The sequence below is a fragment of the Longimicrobiaceae bacterium genome, assembly GCA_035936415.1.
Classification (GTDB): Bacteria; Gemmatimonadota; Gemmatimonadetes; order Longimicrobiales; family Longimicrobiaceae; genus JAFAYN01.
In genome coordinates, this window is record DASYWD010000464.1 from 1 (window position 1) to 14,376 (window position 14,376).

Here is a 14,376-nt window from a genome sequence, read left to right on the forward strand (position 1 = left end):
GCCCTGGGCGAAGAGCAGCCCCTGGATGCGGTTCGTCACCCGCGTGCGGTCCCTCCTCGTCGTCATCAGCTCCCGGTGCAGTTGCCTGCGGTCCTCCTCCTCGGGACTCGGCACCCGCACGATGCTCCAGCACTTCTTCTCTCCCAGGAGCCATCTCCAGAGCAGGTCGAGCAGCTTGCCCGCATCCAGCCGGTCCGTCTTCGCCCGCCGCGCTCGTCGGTTGACCTCGATGCTGGAGGAGTCCACCACCTGGTTCTCGAACCCCTGCGCGCACAGCGCCCGGTGCAGCCAGAAGCCGTCGCGTCCGGCCTCGTAACAGGAGATGACCCGCGTCTCGGCAGGAAGCCCGAAGTGCGCCTTGGCCCCGTCGATCTCCTTCTCCACGTGTGCCAGGTCGCGGGCCGGGATGCTCCGTAGCCGTGGCTGTTGACCCAGTGCGGTGCTGAAGGCCATCTTCCATTGCGAGACGCCCAGCTCGAAGCTGAGGCACAGCACGGGCGCGGTGGAGTTCGTCGGCTTGGGGGTCGTTGCGGGATTCATAAGCTCCTCCTGGTTGAGTGATGACCTCCAGGAAAGCTTACTCGCAGCGGCCCCCTCCTACATAGGATCTAACGAATGCGCTGCAGGAGACGTGCGGCCGGCGGTGCTTTCACGCCTGGTGACTGCAACGCCAGTCGCCGCGTCTGGAAGGTGCAGTTTGGCCGCACGCACCTGAACTTGAGGGCGTTTTATGAGAGCGGTTGTCAAGGACGTTCTCCCCCATCGCTGATGGCGCGGCTTCTTCCGCCTTCGCAATCAGCCCCGACTCACTCGCCAGCGCGCGCGAGACTTCGGGGTGCACCGGGTCCTTCGGAGCAGTCCTCCTCCGCATGCGTCACCTCCAGCTTGGGCTCCTGATCGTGCGAGGGCATTCGGCAGGCGCTCGGGTCGCACGGGTGCGAACCACGGTTCTATCTGAGACTCGGCTGCGGGAGCCGGCCTGACGCTTCTTCGGGTTCTACGAGGGGGCCTGGAGTTAGGCGAGTGCCTCGGCAGACCACGCCGGGCGGACGACCCCGATGAGACTTCCCCTCGCAATCCCTTGCCCCGGACGTTCGGAGCCGCGGACGGAGCTCACGTGCCCCACACCGCCGGCTCGCCCGCGGGGCGCTATGCCGCCTGCACCGTCAGCCTCGTCGCATCGAATCGTTCTCCCTTCTTCCACAGCCCCAGCGCCACGGCCGCGAGCTTTCGCGCCAAGGTGACGCGCGCCAGCTCCTCGCGCATGCCGCGCTGCAGAATCGCGTCGTAGAAGTCCTTCAACGGGCCGGGACGGGCGGCGGCCGCGTTGGCCGCACCCTTGAACACGTTCTTGAGCACGCGGTTGTGGTTGCGGTTCAGCCCCCGCGTCATCGGCGGGCGCTGCCGTCGTACGGGACGGCCCTCCACGATCATGTAGTCGCTGCTGGAGTGCGTCACCACCGCCAGACCGGCGTACGCCCACAGGTTCCGCTTGGGCGAAGCGTCCCGCGAGCGAGCGCACCCCGCAGGAGCAGCGACTCCGAATCGAGATCCGCTCGATCCACCGCCGCAGTGGGCGCACCTACGGCAGCCCCCGCGTGCACCGGCACCTGCGCTCGAAGGGGATCCGCTGCAGCCGGAAGCGGGTCGCGCGCCTGATGCGCGAGGAGGAGATCCGGGCCAAGAAGAAGCGGCGTTTCCGGGTGACCACGGATTCGAACCACTCGTACCCGATCGCACCCAACCGCTTGAAGCGGCGTTTCGGGGTGGAAGAGGTTGCGGGAACAGACCAGGTCTGGGTCAGCGACATCACCTACGTGCCCACGCGCGAGGGCTGACTCTACCTGGCTGTGGTGCTGGACCTGGCCTCTCGACGTGTGGTGGGCTGGGCGATGCGGACGACGCTGGAGGCCGCGCTCGCCACGGACGCGCTCACGATGGCGCTCTGGAGGCGCAAGCCAGGTCCTGGGCTGCTGCACCACTCGGATCGGGGCGTGCAGTATGCCTCGACCCCCTACCAGGAGATCCTGGCCCAGCATGGGATCAGCTGCAGCATGAGCCGCAAGGGAGACTGCTGGGACAATGCAGTGGCCGAGAGCTTCTTCGCCACGCTGGAGTGGGAGCTGATCGAGGACAGCGACTGGCACACGAGAGAAGAGGCCCGGCGGGCGATCTTCGACTACATTGAGGCGTGGTACAATCGGCAGCGTCTGCATTCGAGCCTCGGCTACAAGAGCCCCGCCGAGTATGAGGACCAGCTCGCCCTCACCCCGAGGGTGGCTGCTTAACCCCCTGTCCGTCACCCGGGGGAAGTCCAGCTTCGGCGGTCCGGGCCAGAAGCGCTCCAGCAGCGCACGCAGCTGGTTGTTGCGCACGACCGCGCGGCCCGCCGGTTGCGGAGCAGCATCATCTGAGCAGCGGAATTGGTCCTGCCCTCCTGCGGAGGGAGACCCGTCCCCGAAACCCGGACCCTGAGCCGCCCGACATGCGCAGTGTTCTGCAGTGGATGCTGGTCTCCGCCGGTGTGCTGATGGCGGGCGGAACGGCGCTCGGCTTCAGCCGCAGCCCGCACTGGTTCGTCCGCGGGTGGGACTTCCCGCGCGCGCAGATCGCCTCGATCGCGGGACTCGCGGGCCTGCTGTACTACGCGTTCTTCTTCCAGGGGCGCGCGTGGGAGTGGGTGTTCCTGTCCGCGGTCGCGCTGACCGTCGCCTGGCAGTGCATCAAGATCCGCCCCTTCACCCCCCTGGCGTCCGTGCAGGTGGAGCGCGCCGACCACGCCCGAGTCCAGCGGCGGGAGGACGCCACGCTCCGGCTGCTGATCTGCAACGTGCTGATGGAGAACCGGGACCACGCCCGCTTCCTGCGCACCGTGCGGAAGCACGACCCGGACGTGGTCCTGGCCCTGGAGACCGACGCCGCCTGGGTCCGCGCGCTGGAGCCGCTCGCCCGGACGCACCCTCACACCGTGCTGCAGCCGCAGGACAACCACTACGGGCTGGCGCTCTTCTCCCGGCTCCCCCTGGTGGAGCCGCACGTGCGCTTCATCGTTCAGGACGACATCCCCTCCGTCCACACCGGGATCACGCTCCGCAGCGGTGACCGGATCGTGCTGCACGGCCTGCACCCGCGGCCGCCCGAGCCGATCGGCGACCAGGATTCCACCCCGCGCGACGCCGAGCTGGTGCTGGTGGGGCGGGAGATCGGCGAAGGCGAGGAGGTGCCGACGGTGGTGGCGGGCGACCTCAACGACGTGGCGTGGTCGCCCACCAGCGAGCTCTTCCTCCGGCTGAGCGGGCTCCTGGACCCGCGGGTGGGGCGGGGGCTCTTCAACAGCTACAACGCCAACAACCCGCTCTTCCGCTTCCCGCTGGACCACGTCTTCCACTCCGGCCACTTCCAGCTCGTCGAGCTGCGCCGGCTGGAGGCGGTCGGCTCCGACCACTTCCCGCTCCTGATCCGGCTGCTCTACGCACCCGAAGCCCGGCAGGAGCAGCCGGAGACCCCGCGGAAACCCGGCGATTTGGAGGACGCGGAGGAGCGGGTCCAGGAGGAGATGGAGGCCGCCCGCACCGGCGACGACCGGCCGTCGCGCGAATGACCTCTACACCTTCCTGGGGCGACCGGGCACGCGCCTACGTCGTCCACGTCTACACCGCCTCCGGGGTGGTGCTCGCGTTCCTCGCCGCCGCGGAGACCTGCGCTCCGGAGCCGGACCCGCGCCGGGTGTTCCTGTGGCTGGCGCTGGCCGTGCTGGTGGACGCCACCGACGGCCCGCTGGCCCGGCGATGGCAGGTGAAGGTGAACGCTCCGGGGATCGACGGGCGGACCATCGACGACATCGTGGACTACCTGACCTTCACCTTCCTCCCGCTGCTGCTGGTGTGGCGGATGGGGTGGGTGCCGGAGCCCGGGTGGGTGTGGGTGGCGCCCGCCCTCGTGGCGAGCCTCTTCGGCTTCGCGAACGCGGGCGCCAAGGACGAGGGGGGCGGGTTCTTCCTGGGATTCCCGTCGTACTGGAACATCGTGGCCTTCTACGCCGGAATCCTGTCCGCACGCGTCGGCCCGTGGCCTAACGCCGTGCTGCTCCTGGCGCTGGCGGTGCTGACGGTGGCCCCGGTACGGTTCGTCTACCCCAACCTGGCGCCGCGGCCGTGGCGGATCCCCGTGCTGGGGGGCGCCGTGGCGTGGCTGGCGATCCTCGCGGCGATGCTCCCCGGCTATCCGCACGCCACGCCGTGGCTGCTGTGGGCCTCACTCCTGTACCCGGTGTTCTACACGGCCCTCTCGCTGCACCTGGACGCCCGGCAACGCCGGGGCGTCTGAGCCGGCGAAGCTTCACGAGGCCGACGCAGCCTTCGCCAGCGCCCGCAGCATCTCGCGCCGGATCAGACCGCTGAAGGGCCCCACCACCCGCCAGTAGCGCAGGAAGCGTCGGCGGCTCTCGGCGTCCGTGCAGCGCACCCGCGTCTCCGGGCGAGCCGGGTGGTGCCGTCCGGACCGGGCGTCAGCGTGAAGCTCCACGCCGCCTTGGCGTAGCCGGGCCGCTCCCACTTCCGCCATCCCTCGGCCGGAACGGGCACGATCCCCCCGTCCGCCCTCCAGAAGCGCCCGACCAGCCCCAGCAGCAGCTCCTCACCCGGGCGCTCTCCCAGCAGAGTGAACCCGCCGCGCAGCAGCTCGTCCGCGGTGAGCCCCAGCCCCGGCTTCCCGGCGCGGCGGGCCGAAAGCACCTCGCGCGGACGGGTGAGCAGCGCCGGGACACCGCGCAGCAGGAACAGTGTGCGGATGACGGGGGAGCGCCCCAGCTCCAGTGCGCGAACGGCGGCCCACACCCGTTCCGGCGGCGCGGCGACCTCCCGGTGGTGGCGCGAGGCCACGTCGTACCCGGGCAGGAACGCATCGAACAGGACCGGCGCTTCGGCGCGCATGAAGGGAGGAGGAGGGGAGAGGAAACGTTGGCTCCGGCCCGTCGACGAGGCGGGGCCGACCCTCCCGGTGGATGGTCGGCTCCGCGCCGGAGTGCGGCACGACGGAGACGGCTACGTCAGGCCCGCGGCCGGTGCGGGCTCCGGCTCCGCGGCGGGGGCCTGCACCGGGCGGAGGAGGAGCCATCCGACGATCCCCGCCACGAGCGAAGCGGCGAGAATCCCCATCTTCGCCTCGTCCACCATCGCGCCGGTGGGGAAGGCGAGCGTGGCGATGAAGAGCGACATGGTGAAGCCGATCCCCCCCAGCCAGCTCACCCCGTGCAGCGCGCGCCAGGTGATCCCCTCCGGCCTCGTCGCCAGCCCGGCACGCACCGCCGCCCAGGAGAAGAGCGTGATCCCGATGGGCTTCCCGACCACCAGGCCCAGGATGACGCCCAGCGTCACGGGGTGGGCGAACGCCTCCGCCACGTTCCCGGAGAGGTGGACCCCCGCGTTGGCCAGGGCGAAGAGGGGGATGATGATGAACGCCACCCAGGGCTGGAGGTCGTGCTCGATCCGCTGCAGCGGAGACTGCGCCGCCTCGCAGGTGCTCTCGATGGCCTGGATCACCGTCTGCTGGCCGTGGTTGGTGAGGACGTCGGCCCCCTCCACGCCGGCCGCGTCGAACTCCTCCATCAGGTGGCGGCCGCGGTCCAGGAACTCCGCCGTGTCGATCCGGTTGCGCGCCGGGATCGCCATGGCCGAGAGGACCCCGGCCACCGTGGCGTGGATCCCCGAGGCCAGGAAGGCGGCCCAGAGGCCGATCCCCAGGAGGAGGTACACCAGCGGGGTGCGCACCCCCAGCCGGTTCGCCGCCACCATCGCCGCCAGGAAGGCCGCGGCGGCGAGCAGCGCCGTCCAGGAGACGCCGGCCGTGTAGAAGAAGGCGATCACCAGCACCGCCCCGATGTCGTCCACGATGGCGAGCGCGGCCAGGAACACCTTGAGCGCCAGCGGGGCCCGCGGCCCCAGCAGCGCCAGCACCCCCAGCGCGAAGGCGATGTCGGTGGCCATGGGGATCCCCCACCCGGACGCTCCCGGCCCGCCCGCGTTGAGCGCCGCGTAGACGAGCGCGGGGACCACCATGCCGCCCACCGCGGCGGCGATGGGGAGGGCGGCGCGCTTCACCGACGCCAGCTCCCCCACCAGCACCTCGCGCTTGATCTCCAGCCCCACCAGGAAGAAGAAGACGGCCATCAAGCCGTCGTTGATGAAGTGGTGGAAGGTGAGGTGGAACTCGTAGTTCGCCCAGCCGATCTCCAGGTCCGTCTCCCACAGGTGATGGTAGCTCTCCGCCAGCGGGGAGTTGGCCAGGACCAAGGCGATCAGCGTGCAGAGGATCAGGACGATCCCGCCGGAAGACTCGACGCGCGCGAAGCGCTGGAAGGGGGTGAGGATCCGCTCGATGGGCGTCCTCGGCCCGCTGGAAACCAACAACGGTGCGCTTGCCATTCCGTTCCGTCTCTCCTGAAGTGTCTACCCGCGGCCCTGCGGCCATCCGGACGAAGCCGCCCATGAGAGCCGGAAAGTAACCCCGCACGGCCCGCGCCGGAATCCCCCGTGACGTGCGAAAGGCGCAGCAGCTCTGGATTTTTCGAGGTGCCCGCCGGGGAGCGCACCCTCCCCGCGGCAGGCGTCGGGCGGCGCGGCGAGCCGGGCGGCGAGCACACCCGCCACGGCCGGCAGTCCGTCCCCGCCGACCGGGCGCCGGAGTAGCGGCGGGACCGGAACGGATGCGCGCGAGGGCCCCTCTCCACGGCGGAGAGGGGCCCTCGCCCTGCCGGTCCGGTGCGGCCCGGCGGGCCGATCAGACCAGGAGCACCGTGATGACGGCGGTGATGGCGGCGGCGACCGTCATCACCAGCGAGTACGTCCACCCCAGGGCCAGGTACTTGACCCCGGTCTTCAGCAGCGACTGCCCGTACACGCGCCGCATCGCCAGGAAGGTGTAGAGCAGCACCCAGAGGACGAGCACCCCGACGACGGTGGAGTTGCGCGCCAGGAGCATCACCCCGAACGTCGCGAAGGCGAAGGCGTGCAGGTGCAGGGCGAAGACGAAGTGCTCCACGTACAGCCTCCCCCGCCGGGCGTAAAGCAGCTTGAGTAGCAGCGCGAAGACCGGGAGGAGCACGAACATCATGGTGGGGACGTGCTCCCGGAACTCCTTCATCACCTCGCGGAACGCCTCCCCCGGCGTCATGCGGCGGAAGTGCGCCCGCTTCTCTTCCAGCAGGTGCTTCAGCAGCGGGTTGGGCACGCTGACCTCGATCTCGTCCACCCAGGACTTCTCTCCGGGCCCAGGCGCCCCCCCCTCCACCGCCGCCGCCGGGCTCGCGTCCGCCGCCACCACCGGCGCCTCCTCCGCCCCGGCGGGAGCGGGGGCCGGGGCGGAGGCCCCGGGCTCGTCCAGTCCCACGTTGAGCCAGTCCGAGTCGAGCACGGAGACGAGCAGGAAGAAGATCACGCTCGTGCCCAGGTACAGCTTCAGCGGGCGGATGTAGCGGACGATGCGGCCGCGCAGGTACTCCCGCGTCAGGAACCCGGGGCGGGCGAGCAGGAAGAGGACGGTGACCGGGAGGCGCGAGCTGAGCGCCATCTCGTCCTCCAGGAAGTCCGCCGCCAGGGCGGGCAGGGAGACCAGCCGGTTGCGGCGCTCCTGCCCGCATCGGGGGCAGTAGCGGCCCGGGGTCTCGCACGCGCAGTTGACGCAGGGGGCCCCGTGCGCGACCGGCGGCTCCGCGGAGCTGGCGGTGGCAACGGCGAACGGGACGGGGAAGCGGATTCTCCGGATGCGGAGCATGGCAGGAGCGCGGCAGGGGGTACGTCGTTGCGGACCACCAAGATACGGCATCGCGCGCCGGAATGCGAGGGCGGCGGCATGCGCGGTGCATCCATGTCCCCTTCCACGCGCGGCCCCGTGGCCGCGGCCTTCACCCGTGCCCGCACCGCCATGACCATCCGACGCACCGCACCGCTCGCCGCCCTCGTGGCCGTGCTCGCCGCCGGGTGCACCGGGGTCGTCCCGGAGCCCGCGCCGCCCGCCCCCCGGGCCGTCCCCACCCTGGAGGGTCCCGTGCCGCCCCTCCCGGAAGATGTCGCGCGGCAGCCGCGGCCCGATGCGGGGATCCAGGGCGTCTACCGGCTGATGCAGGTGAACGGCTCCACCCTCCCGGCCGTCGTGGACCGGCGCGGCGGGTGCGAGGTACGGGCGGTGCACGGCACCCTCTCGCTGGAGGAGGGCGGCTTCTCGTTCAGCGGCACCACGCAGGAGGTCTGCGGGGCGACCACGCGCCCCCCGGTCGCCCACCGCGCGGAGGGGCGCTACGCGCGCGATGGCGCCACCGTCCGCTTCACCGCGGGCGCGGCGACCGCCTTCGGCTCCGCGACGGGGCAGGTCCTGGACGAGCGCACCCTGCAGGTGACGGACGTCACCGCCGGTGGCCGCACCCGCACCCTGGCGCTGGAGTTCCGCAGGGAGGACCCGCGGATGTAGCGGGCGGAGCGCGGGGAACGCGAAGGGGCCGCGGGACCGGAGTCCCGCGGCCGCCTACCGGGCGAAGTCCGCGATCAGCTGGGGGGCGGAGGCGTCGAACCCGACCACGTCCAGCATCCCCCCGTCCTCCGGGTCCGCGATGCTGAACCCGCTGGACGCCATCCCGACGACGGCCAGCTTCGCCGGGATCCCCGTCCGCTCCCGGTACTCGCGGAGCGCCTGCGCGGGGTGCACCTCTCCCGCCCAGGTCTCGTTGTCGGTGTAGACCACGAAGGTGTCCACCGTCCACCGGTGCTTCGCCGCCTCCAGCATCGGCAGCGCGCAGTCCGTCCCCCCGAAGGGGATCCCACTGACCGTCCGGACCACGTCGTCCAGGCGCTGCCGCGGGGAGATGGCCAGCGGCGTGAGCCCGCTGCTCATCCCCCACCGCCCGGGGTGGCTCCCGCTGGTGAAGGCCACGAAGTGGTGCTGCGTCTCCGTGGCCGCGGTGACGAGCGCCATCGCCGCCGACGCCTCCCGGCAGCTCAGGAACTCCATCCCCAGGATGCGGGCCTCCATCGACCCGGACACGTCCAGCGCCAGGAGGGTGCGCTTCCCCGTGGGCTGCACGCTCGCGAAGGCCAGGTAGAAGGCCGCGTCCAGCGCGTCCACCACCTGTGGGACGGGGGTCCAGCTGGCCTGTCCCCGCATCCCGTGCCCCTGCGCGTACGTCCGGAGCGCCGCCAGCACCGCGACGGGGTGCACCCGCGCCCGCCGCAGCGCCTCCCCGTCCGTCAGGCGGGCGGCCACCGTCCTCGCCGCCTCGCTCATCGGTGCCAGGAGCCCCACTCCGCTCATCACCCCCAGGTTGCGGATCAGCGCCGTCAGCGGCATCTCCTGCAGCAGCGCCTCCCACACCGCGGGCTCCCGGAGCAGCTCCGTGGGGAGCATCTCGCGGGTGAGCCGGTGCTCGCGCACCCGCGCCGCGGCGCGCGCCGGAGCCACCGGATCGCTCCCGTGCAGCTCGTCGACGGCCCGCAGCAGCCGGACCGTCTCCGTCCCCTCCAGCTCCGGGGGGATCTCTCCCGTCTGGCGCGACACCACGCGGCGGAACAGGATCCGCTGCTCCTCCGACTCCGGCCGGGGGTGCGCCAGCCGGAGCGCGTCGCGGTGCGACCACCCGTTGCGCGAGGGGTACTTCAGGAGCTGGTAGGCCAGCTCCCGCGCCGGCTTCGCGGTGTACCACGCCCCCACCGCCCGCCGCACCCCCCGCCCCCACCCGCGGAACGCCTGCACGTACCGCAGCCAGTGGAAGAGGTGGGTCCCCGTGCGCGCCACCCGCGGCAGCGCCTCCAGCGCCGCGCGCCGGGTGGTCTCGTCTCCGAGCCCCGCCGCCATCGCCAGCACGAAGAGCGCGGGATCGTTCTTCGGGGCCCGCCCGGAGGCGCTCATCTCCACCACCCGCCGCACCACGCGCACCCCGTCCTCCGCGATGCACTCGGCCACGCTGGCGGCGTTCTGGACGGTGAGCTCCCGCTCCCCGACGTAGAAGGTCCCGCCCTCGCTCCCCAGCACCAGGAAGCGGTCGAGCCGGGTCCAGCGGTCCACGGCCCACGCGAACCCGCCGGCCGAGTTCGGCACCTGCGCCGTCCCGGGGATCGGCTCGCTCTGCGGGGTGCGCAGCCGCCGCAGGCGGGTCGCCACGTACCGGGTGAAGTCCATCATCATCGCTGATCGCCTCCATTCTGGGCGAAGGGTGGTGCCGGAAGCCGCGGATGTGGGGTGCGGCCGGGAATAACCTCCCTTACCGGGAGATCGCTTGGCAGGCGAGAACCCGACTGCTTCGACCCGCGGCTTCCGGGTAAACGTGTCGTGGACGGGGAGAGGGCGGATCCGACGCGGAGCGGAGCGAGTGCCCGCAGCTCAACCGCTTCGCCTTTCGGCTTCGACCAGGCAACCCTCTACCGCCGGCCCGCGGTGCGGGTGAAGGGTGGCGAGGGACGCTCTGCCACCGCCCACGACATGATCGTGATCCTGTCGAACTGCTGCTGCGAACGGCCTTTTCGTGAACGGAGGAAGGCCGACGGGAATCGAACCCGTGACCTCCGGAGTGAACGGTAACCCTCCGCCGTCGGCCCGCAGTGCGGACGTGTGTGTGGGGAGGGAACACTCTCCGGCACTCTGCCCCTGAGCTACGGCCTTCCTCCGTCCTCCCTGCCTCAGCCCTCCCCCGCCCCGGTCCGCCCCCGGAGGAGCATCTCGATGTATCCGTCGGGGCTCACGCCCGGCGGCAGGTGGGTGATGTTCCTGAACCCGTTCTCCGGGGTGATGACCGAGTCCTCCTCGCGGACCGCGCCGCCCCGGACGGGGGTGATCCCGCCGTTGCTCCAGTGCTGGTCGTCGACCTTCTGGCTCCGGTCGCTGACCGGCTCGACGCAGAACGTGCGGCCCGACCTGTGGTCGCGGTAGAAGTAGCGTCCCGTGGTGCTCATGGCTGCTCCGTGGCTGTGGTTGCCGTGCCGTGGTCGTCTTCCGTCGTCCGCCGGCGCGGCGCCCGGAGGCGGCGCTCAGCGGTGGGCGTCCTGGTCCATGTCGCACCTTCCCGTGTTCGCTGGTTCCTGCATGGGGCCGGCGGAAGTCGAATCCGCAACCTCCGGATCCCGATAAGCCTCGACCATCGGCCCAGTCGCTGGGCAAGGAGCGGCGAGGATATTTTCCGGCGCTCTACCCGTTGAGCTACGGCCCCTTGCTGTCGTGCCTGGTCGGGGTGGCGCGGCGGGATGTCCGCCCCTCGCACCGGGAGTCGCGTGTCCACGTGCTCGGAGCCTCGCGCCCGCCGGCCACCCTTCACTCGTTCGTCGGATCCATCGTCGTTCGTCACCTCCTGTCGAGCGTGTGCCCTGAAACGCAGATCGCCCCACCCGGCCAGTGCGCGGGTGGGGCGATCGTCTCGCTCCCGGTTCCGGAGAGGGTTACGCGCTCATGGAGCGCACCCTCCCGGAATCCCCACGCTGGTTGTGCCTCGATCCTTGCCGCTCTGCCGCCGCGGCAGGCAGACGCCGCCCGGCCGACCGGCGCACGCACCCCACGACACGGGCGACGCGATGGTCGCGTCCGTCCGGAGGTTGCGGGAGAGTCGGTGGAGCGTGCGTGCCTGCATCGGAGCCCTGCCTGTCGTTGTTCGAGATTGCCCGGGTGGGCGGGACGGACCCGCCGGAAACGCAAAATCGCGCCGCCGATGTTCTCCCGGAGCCGGAGCTTCGGGACCACGCCGGGCCCCGTGGCATGCACGGGACCGGGGTGGACGCTGGAACATCGGGACGCGACTCCCTGAGGGCGAGGAGTGTAATCGGCAGCCGCCCGGCTGTCAAGAGGGACGTCATCGGGCGGAGCGCATCAACTGTACAGATCCCAGTAGAGATCGATCGTGACGTACGCGGGGACGGCCTTCCCCGCGTACGTGGCCGGCGCGTACCGCAGCCGGTTCGCCAGCATGGCGGCCGAGGGCGCGAACGCGTCGTCGGGGCAATCCGTGATGACGATGCTCGCCGGGTTCACGACACCCCTCTCGTCCACCCGGAACCGTACGATCGCCGTTCCCTCGAAGCCGTTCCTGCGGCGCTCCGGCGGGAACGTGCGGTCCAGCAGCTCCTCCATTTGCGCGGCGTTGAGAAGTCTTGGCGGCTCCTGGGCCGTCGGCGTCTGCCACCCCGGCCACGCCTCCCGGGTGAGATAATCTGCGTGAGGACCCCAGCTCGCCCACTGGAACTCCGGCGCCACCCTGCCATTGAACCATCGGACCATGAAGCGCACCTGCGTCCGTACGGGTCGACCGCCCCGCTCCCCGGGCACGAAGCGGAGCTCGTGCAGGAACGGACGCAGCGCTTCGACCAGGATGGAGTCGGAAGCCGGTTCAACAGCCAGGGTCGCCGGCTCCACGCGCCCGTCCTCGTCCACGACCAGCTCGACCACCGACGGCCCCGATCGCGTGGCCGGTCCGTCCCGCATCATGGACATCGGCTTGGTGAGCGGGCCGAGGTCCAGCGGGGCGGGCTTCCGGTCCACGGCCTCGCTGGCGAAGGCGTGCGGGACCCACTCGATCGCCCCGTCCGGCAGCGGTGCCGTGAGGCTCGTCGCCGCTGGGTCGGAGAGCGGGTCGTGCGTCGACACCAGGCCGGCCCCCACGAGGAGAACCGTGAGCGCGGTAAGGAACCCGTTGAGGGGGCGGACCCGGGTCACGCCCAGCGCGGTGCGCCAGGCGGGGAAGGAGAGCCACCCCATGGCGAGGAGGAAGAGGATGACACCGACATCCTCGGCCACCAGTCCCAGCGCAGCTGCGCCCACCGCCAGCCAGGCCCACCCGTTCTCGAGCATGGCGCCGTACGCCCGCAGCACGAGCCCCGCCGGCTCCTGTACGGCGCTCCCGGCCGCCCCCGGCACGCTCGACGGCGGGCGGCGATGCTCGCCACGACGAACCGCCTTTCCCGACGGGAACGGATCCCGACCGTGCAGCCGGAGGGCGCGCTCGCACCACGGGCAGGCGTCCAGGTGCGCCCCGAAGCGGTGCTGCTCGTTCCGGCCGCAGACGACGAGCGCCGCTTCCGCCGCCTCCAGGACATCCCGCCACTCCGCGGCCTCGGGGCGGGCCGCCGGATCACGGTGCCCGTCCTCGAAGCAGCGCAGGAGGAGCTCGCGCAGGGCGGGGTCGAGCACCTCCAGCGGGGGCGCCGTCCTGGGCGGCCCCACGGATCCGCCGCCCCGGCGCGCGTACGGGAAGTGCCCCGCCGCGATCCGCTCCTGCACCGGGGGTGGCTCCCCCGCGCCGCGGTAGCGCCCGGCGAAGGGGTGGGTCCCTTCCATCAGCATCTGGAACACGAGCACCCCCAGCCCGAAGCGGTCGTGCTCCGGGGTGCGGTCCACCTCGCCGAACGACGCCCCGCGCAGCTCCGGCGGGGTGAACTCCGGCCGGCCCACCGGGCAGCGGTACACCTCCCCCGTCGCGGGGTCGCGCACCTGGAACGAATCGGTGTCGATCAGGGTGACCCGGCCGTTCTCCCCCACCAGGACGTTGGACTCGTTCACGTCGCCCACCACGTAGCCGGCGGCGTGCAGCTCGTCGAACGCCGCGGCCAGGTTGCGGGCCGCCCGGTGCAGCAGGCCGTGGTGGAACAGCGGCAGCCGCTCGCGCCGGGTGGCGGGGTTGTACAGCTCGAAGACCCGGAGCTTCGCCTCGACGCGCGGGAGCAGTAGTCCTGCGAAGGCGCCGTCTGCGCGGTACAGAAGGTCCTCCGGCCACGCGAGGGTGCCGCCATCCGGGCCGCCAGAGGCTCCCGCCGGCCGGTGGGCCAGCATGACGCGGAGCTTCCGCTCCTGGTCGGAGATGGGACGGTGGTACAGCTTCGCCACGTCCCTCCCCTCTGGTGCGGGGTACACCGTGGCCTGGCCGCCCACGCCCAGCTCGGTGCCGGGCGCCAGCAGGAGGGGGAGGCCAGTGCTCTCGCGACGGAGGTGGATCGGGTCGCTCATCGCCGGTTCAGCCGAGCGCGGCCAGGAGGAGGGTGAGGTCGTCGTCGGCCCGCGCGGCCACTCGCGGCCCCGCCAGGTACGCCCGGAGCCGCTCGGAGGCGCGGCCGGGGTCCGGCTCCTCCGCGACGAAGCGGAACAGAGGCTCGAAGAAGGGCGGGTGCGGCGTGCCCCGCGGCATCCGCAGCGCGAGCAGCTGCAGCCCGTCCGTGAGCAGCGCCAGGTGCGACGGGGCCTCCTCCCACTCCGTCGGGGCGAGCGCGTCCAGCGCTCCCGGGGAGGTCAGGAAGACCGTCTCGTTCAGGTACTCGCCAGCGTGCGCCGCCGCGTCCGCTGCGTGCAGCGACCCGTCGCGCCCGCGGACGACCACCGCGCCGTCCCCCACCTGCGCCGCCACCACCCGCTCGGGGG

At 71.9% G+C, this 14,376-nt stretch carries 14 protein-coding genes, 2 tRNA genes and 1 pseudogene; 6 read left to right on the top strand and 11 right to left on the bottom strand.

Annotated features, from left to right (window positions below):
- On the bottom strand, positions 1 to 540 hold a 540-nt coding region (locus VGR37_18645), incomplete at its 3' end, for an IS110 family transposase (GenBank protein HEV2149429.1).
- Positions 541 to 1,149: 609 nt separating this feature from the next.
- Entirely contained in the window at positions 1,150 to 1,434 is a 285-nt protein-coding gene (locus tag VGR37_18650; GenBank protein HEV2149430.1) for a hypothetical protein, read from the bottom strand.
- Between the two features lie 104 nt (positions 1,435 to 1,538).
- Here VGR37_18650 and VGR37_18655 point away from each other — a divergent pair.
- The 4 genes and pseudogenes from VGR37_18655 (at position 1,539) to VGR37_18670 (ending at position 4,326) form a co-directional block, all read left to right on the top strand.
- Positions 1,539 to 1,838, top strand: a pseudogene (locus VGR37_18655) (IS3 family transposase).
- 12 nt (positions 1,839 to 1,850) lie between these two features.
- Positions 1,851 to 2,288 carry an IS3 family transposase gene (locus tag VGR37_18660; protein HEV2149431.1) on the top strand — a complete coding sequence of 146 codons (438 nt, stop codon included), beginning with the start codon at positions 1,851 to 1,853 and terminating at the stop codon, positions 2,286 to 2,288.
- A gap of 197 nt (positions 2,289 to 2,485) precedes the next feature.
- Positions 2,486 to 3,601, top strand: coding sequence for an endonuclease/exonuclease/phosphatase family protein (locus VGR37_18665; protein ID HEV2149432.1), 1,116 nt, complete (start codon positions 2,486 to 2,488; stop codon positions 3,599 to 3,601).
- Positions 3,598 to 4,326 carry a hypothetical protein gene (locus VGR37_18670; protein ID HEV2149433.1) on the top strand — a complete coding sequence of 243 codons (729 nt, stop codon included), beginning with the start codon at positions 3,598 to 3,600 and terminating at the stop codon, positions 4,324 to 4,326. Before VGR37_18665 ends, VGR37_18670 begins: the two co-directional genes overlap by 4 nt.
- 62 nt (positions 4,327 to 4,388) lie before the next feature.
- Here the strand turns inward: VGR37_18670 and VGR37_18675 are convergent, their stop codons facing one another.
- A complete protein-coding gene (locus tag VGR37_18675) occupies positions 4,389 to 4,931 on the bottom strand; it encodes a hypothetical protein (GenBank protein ID HEV2149434.1) in 543 nt (180 codons plus the stop codon).
- Between the two features lie 111 nt (positions 4,932 to 5,042).
- Positions 5,043 to 6,422, bottom strand: coding sequence for a Na+/H+ antiporter NhaA (gene nhaA, locus VGR37_18680; GenBank protein ID HEV2149435.1), 1,380 nt, complete (start codon positions 6,420 to 6,422; stop codon positions 5,043 to 5,045).
- Positions 6,423 to 6,530: 108 nt separating this feature from the next.
- Here nhaA and VGR37_18685 point away from each other — a divergent pair, with 108 nt between their 5' ends.
- Positions 6,531 to 6,686 carry a hypothetical protein gene (locus tag VGR37_18685; protein ID HEV2149436.1) on the top strand — a complete coding sequence of 52 codons (156 nt, stop codon included), beginning with the start codon at positions 6,531 to 6,533 and terminating at the stop codon, positions 6,684 to 6,686.
- A 91-nt stretch (positions 6,687 to 6,777) separates the two neighbouring features.
- On the opposite strand, the gene VGR37_18690 is transcribed toward VGR37_18685, so the two are convergent.
- Entirely contained in the window at positions 6,778 to 7,770 is a 993-nt protein-coding gene (locus tag VGR37_18690; GenBank protein HEV2149437.1) for a DUF3667 domain-containing protein, read from the bottom strand.
- A 93-nt stretch (positions 7,771 to 7,863) separates the two neighbouring features.
- On the opposite strand from VGR37_18690, the gene VGR37_18695 reads away from it, so the two are divergent.
- Positions 7,864 to 8,463 (top strand): hypothetical protein, encoded by a 600-nt coding sequence (locus tag VGR37_18695; GenBank protein HEV2149438.1) that lies wholly within the window; start codon positions 7,864 to 7,866, stop codon positions 8,461 to 8,463.
- A 54-nt stretch (positions 8,464 to 8,517) separates the two neighbouring features.
- On the opposite strand, the gene VGR37_18700 is transcribed toward VGR37_18695, so the two are convergent.
- The 6 genes from VGR37_18700 to VGR37_18725 all read right to left on the bottom strand — a co-directional run.
- A complete protein-coding gene (locus VGR37_18700; protein HEV2149439.1) occupies positions 8,518 to 10,170 on the bottom strand; it encodes a TROVE domain-containing protein in 1,653 nt (550 codons plus the stop codon).
- A 347-nt stretch (positions 10,171 to 10,517) separates the two neighbouring features.
- A tRNA-OTHER gene (locus VGR37_18705) sits at positions 10,518 to 10,644 on the bottom strand.
- A 17-nt stretch (positions 10,645 to 10,661) separates the two neighbouring features.
- Entirely contained in the window at positions 10,662 to 10,934 is a 273-nt protein-coding gene (locus VGR37_18710; GenBank protein HEV2149440.1) for a hypothetical protein, read from the bottom strand.
- 131 nt (positions 10,935 to 11,065) lie between these two features.
- Positions 11,066 to 11,188 (bottom strand) — tRNA-OTHER (locus VGR37_18715).
- 650 nt (positions 11,189 to 11,838) lie between these two features.
- A complete protein-coding gene (locus VGR37_18720; GenBank protein ID HEV2149441.1) occupies positions 11,839 to 13,968 on the bottom strand; it encodes a TonB family protein in 2,130 nt (709 codons plus the stop codon).
- Positions 13,969 to 13,975: 7 nt separating this feature from the next.
- On the bottom strand, positions 13,976 to 14,376 hold a 401-nt coding region (locus VGR37_18725), incomplete at its 5' end, for a protein phosphatase 2C domain-containing protein (protein ID HEV2149442.1).

Excerpts from the sequence above, each read along its gene's own strand:
- VGR37_18650 (HEV2149430.1), bottom strand. The coding sequence starts at position 1,434 with ATGATCGTGGAGGGCCGTCCCGTACGACGGCAGCGCCCGCCGATGACG.
- VGR37_18665 (HEV2149432.1), top strand. The coding sequence starts at position 2,486 with ATGCGCAGTGTTCTGCAGTGGATGCTGGTCTCCGCCGGTGTGCTGATG.
- VGR37_18670 (HEV2149433.1), top strand. The coding sequence starts at position 3,598 with ATGACCTCTACACCTTCCTGGGGCGACCGGGCACGCGCCTACGTCGTC.
- VGR37_18675 (HEV2149434.1), bottom strand. The coding sequence starts at position 4,931 with ATGCGCGCCGAAGCGCCGGTCCTGTTCGATGCGTTCCTGCCCGGGTAC.
- nhaA (HEV2149435.1), bottom strand. The coding sequence starts at position 6,422 with ATGGCAAGCGCACCGTTGTTGGTTTCCAGCGGGCCGAGGACGCCCATC.
- VGR37_18690 (HEV2149437.1), bottom strand. The coding sequence starts at position 7,770 with ATGCTCCGCATCCGGAGAATCCGCTTCCCCGTCCCGTTCGCCGTTGCC.
- VGR37_18695 (HEV2149438.1), top strand. The coding sequence starts at position 7,864 with ATGTCCCCTTCCACGCGCGGCCCCGTGGCCGCGGCCTTCACCCGTGCC.
- VGR37_18700 (HEV2149439.1), bottom strand. The coding sequence starts at position 10,170 with ATGATGATGGACTTCACCCGGTACGTGGCGACCCGCCTGCGGCGGCTG.
- VGR37_18710 (HEV2149440.1), bottom strand. The coding sequence starts at position 10,934 with ATGAGCACCACGGGACGCTACTTCTACCGCGACCACAGGTCGGGCCGC.
- VGR37_18720 (HEV2149441.1), bottom strand. The coding sequence starts at position 13,968 with ATGAGCGACCCGATCCACCTCCGTCGCGAGAGCACTGGCCTCCCCCTC.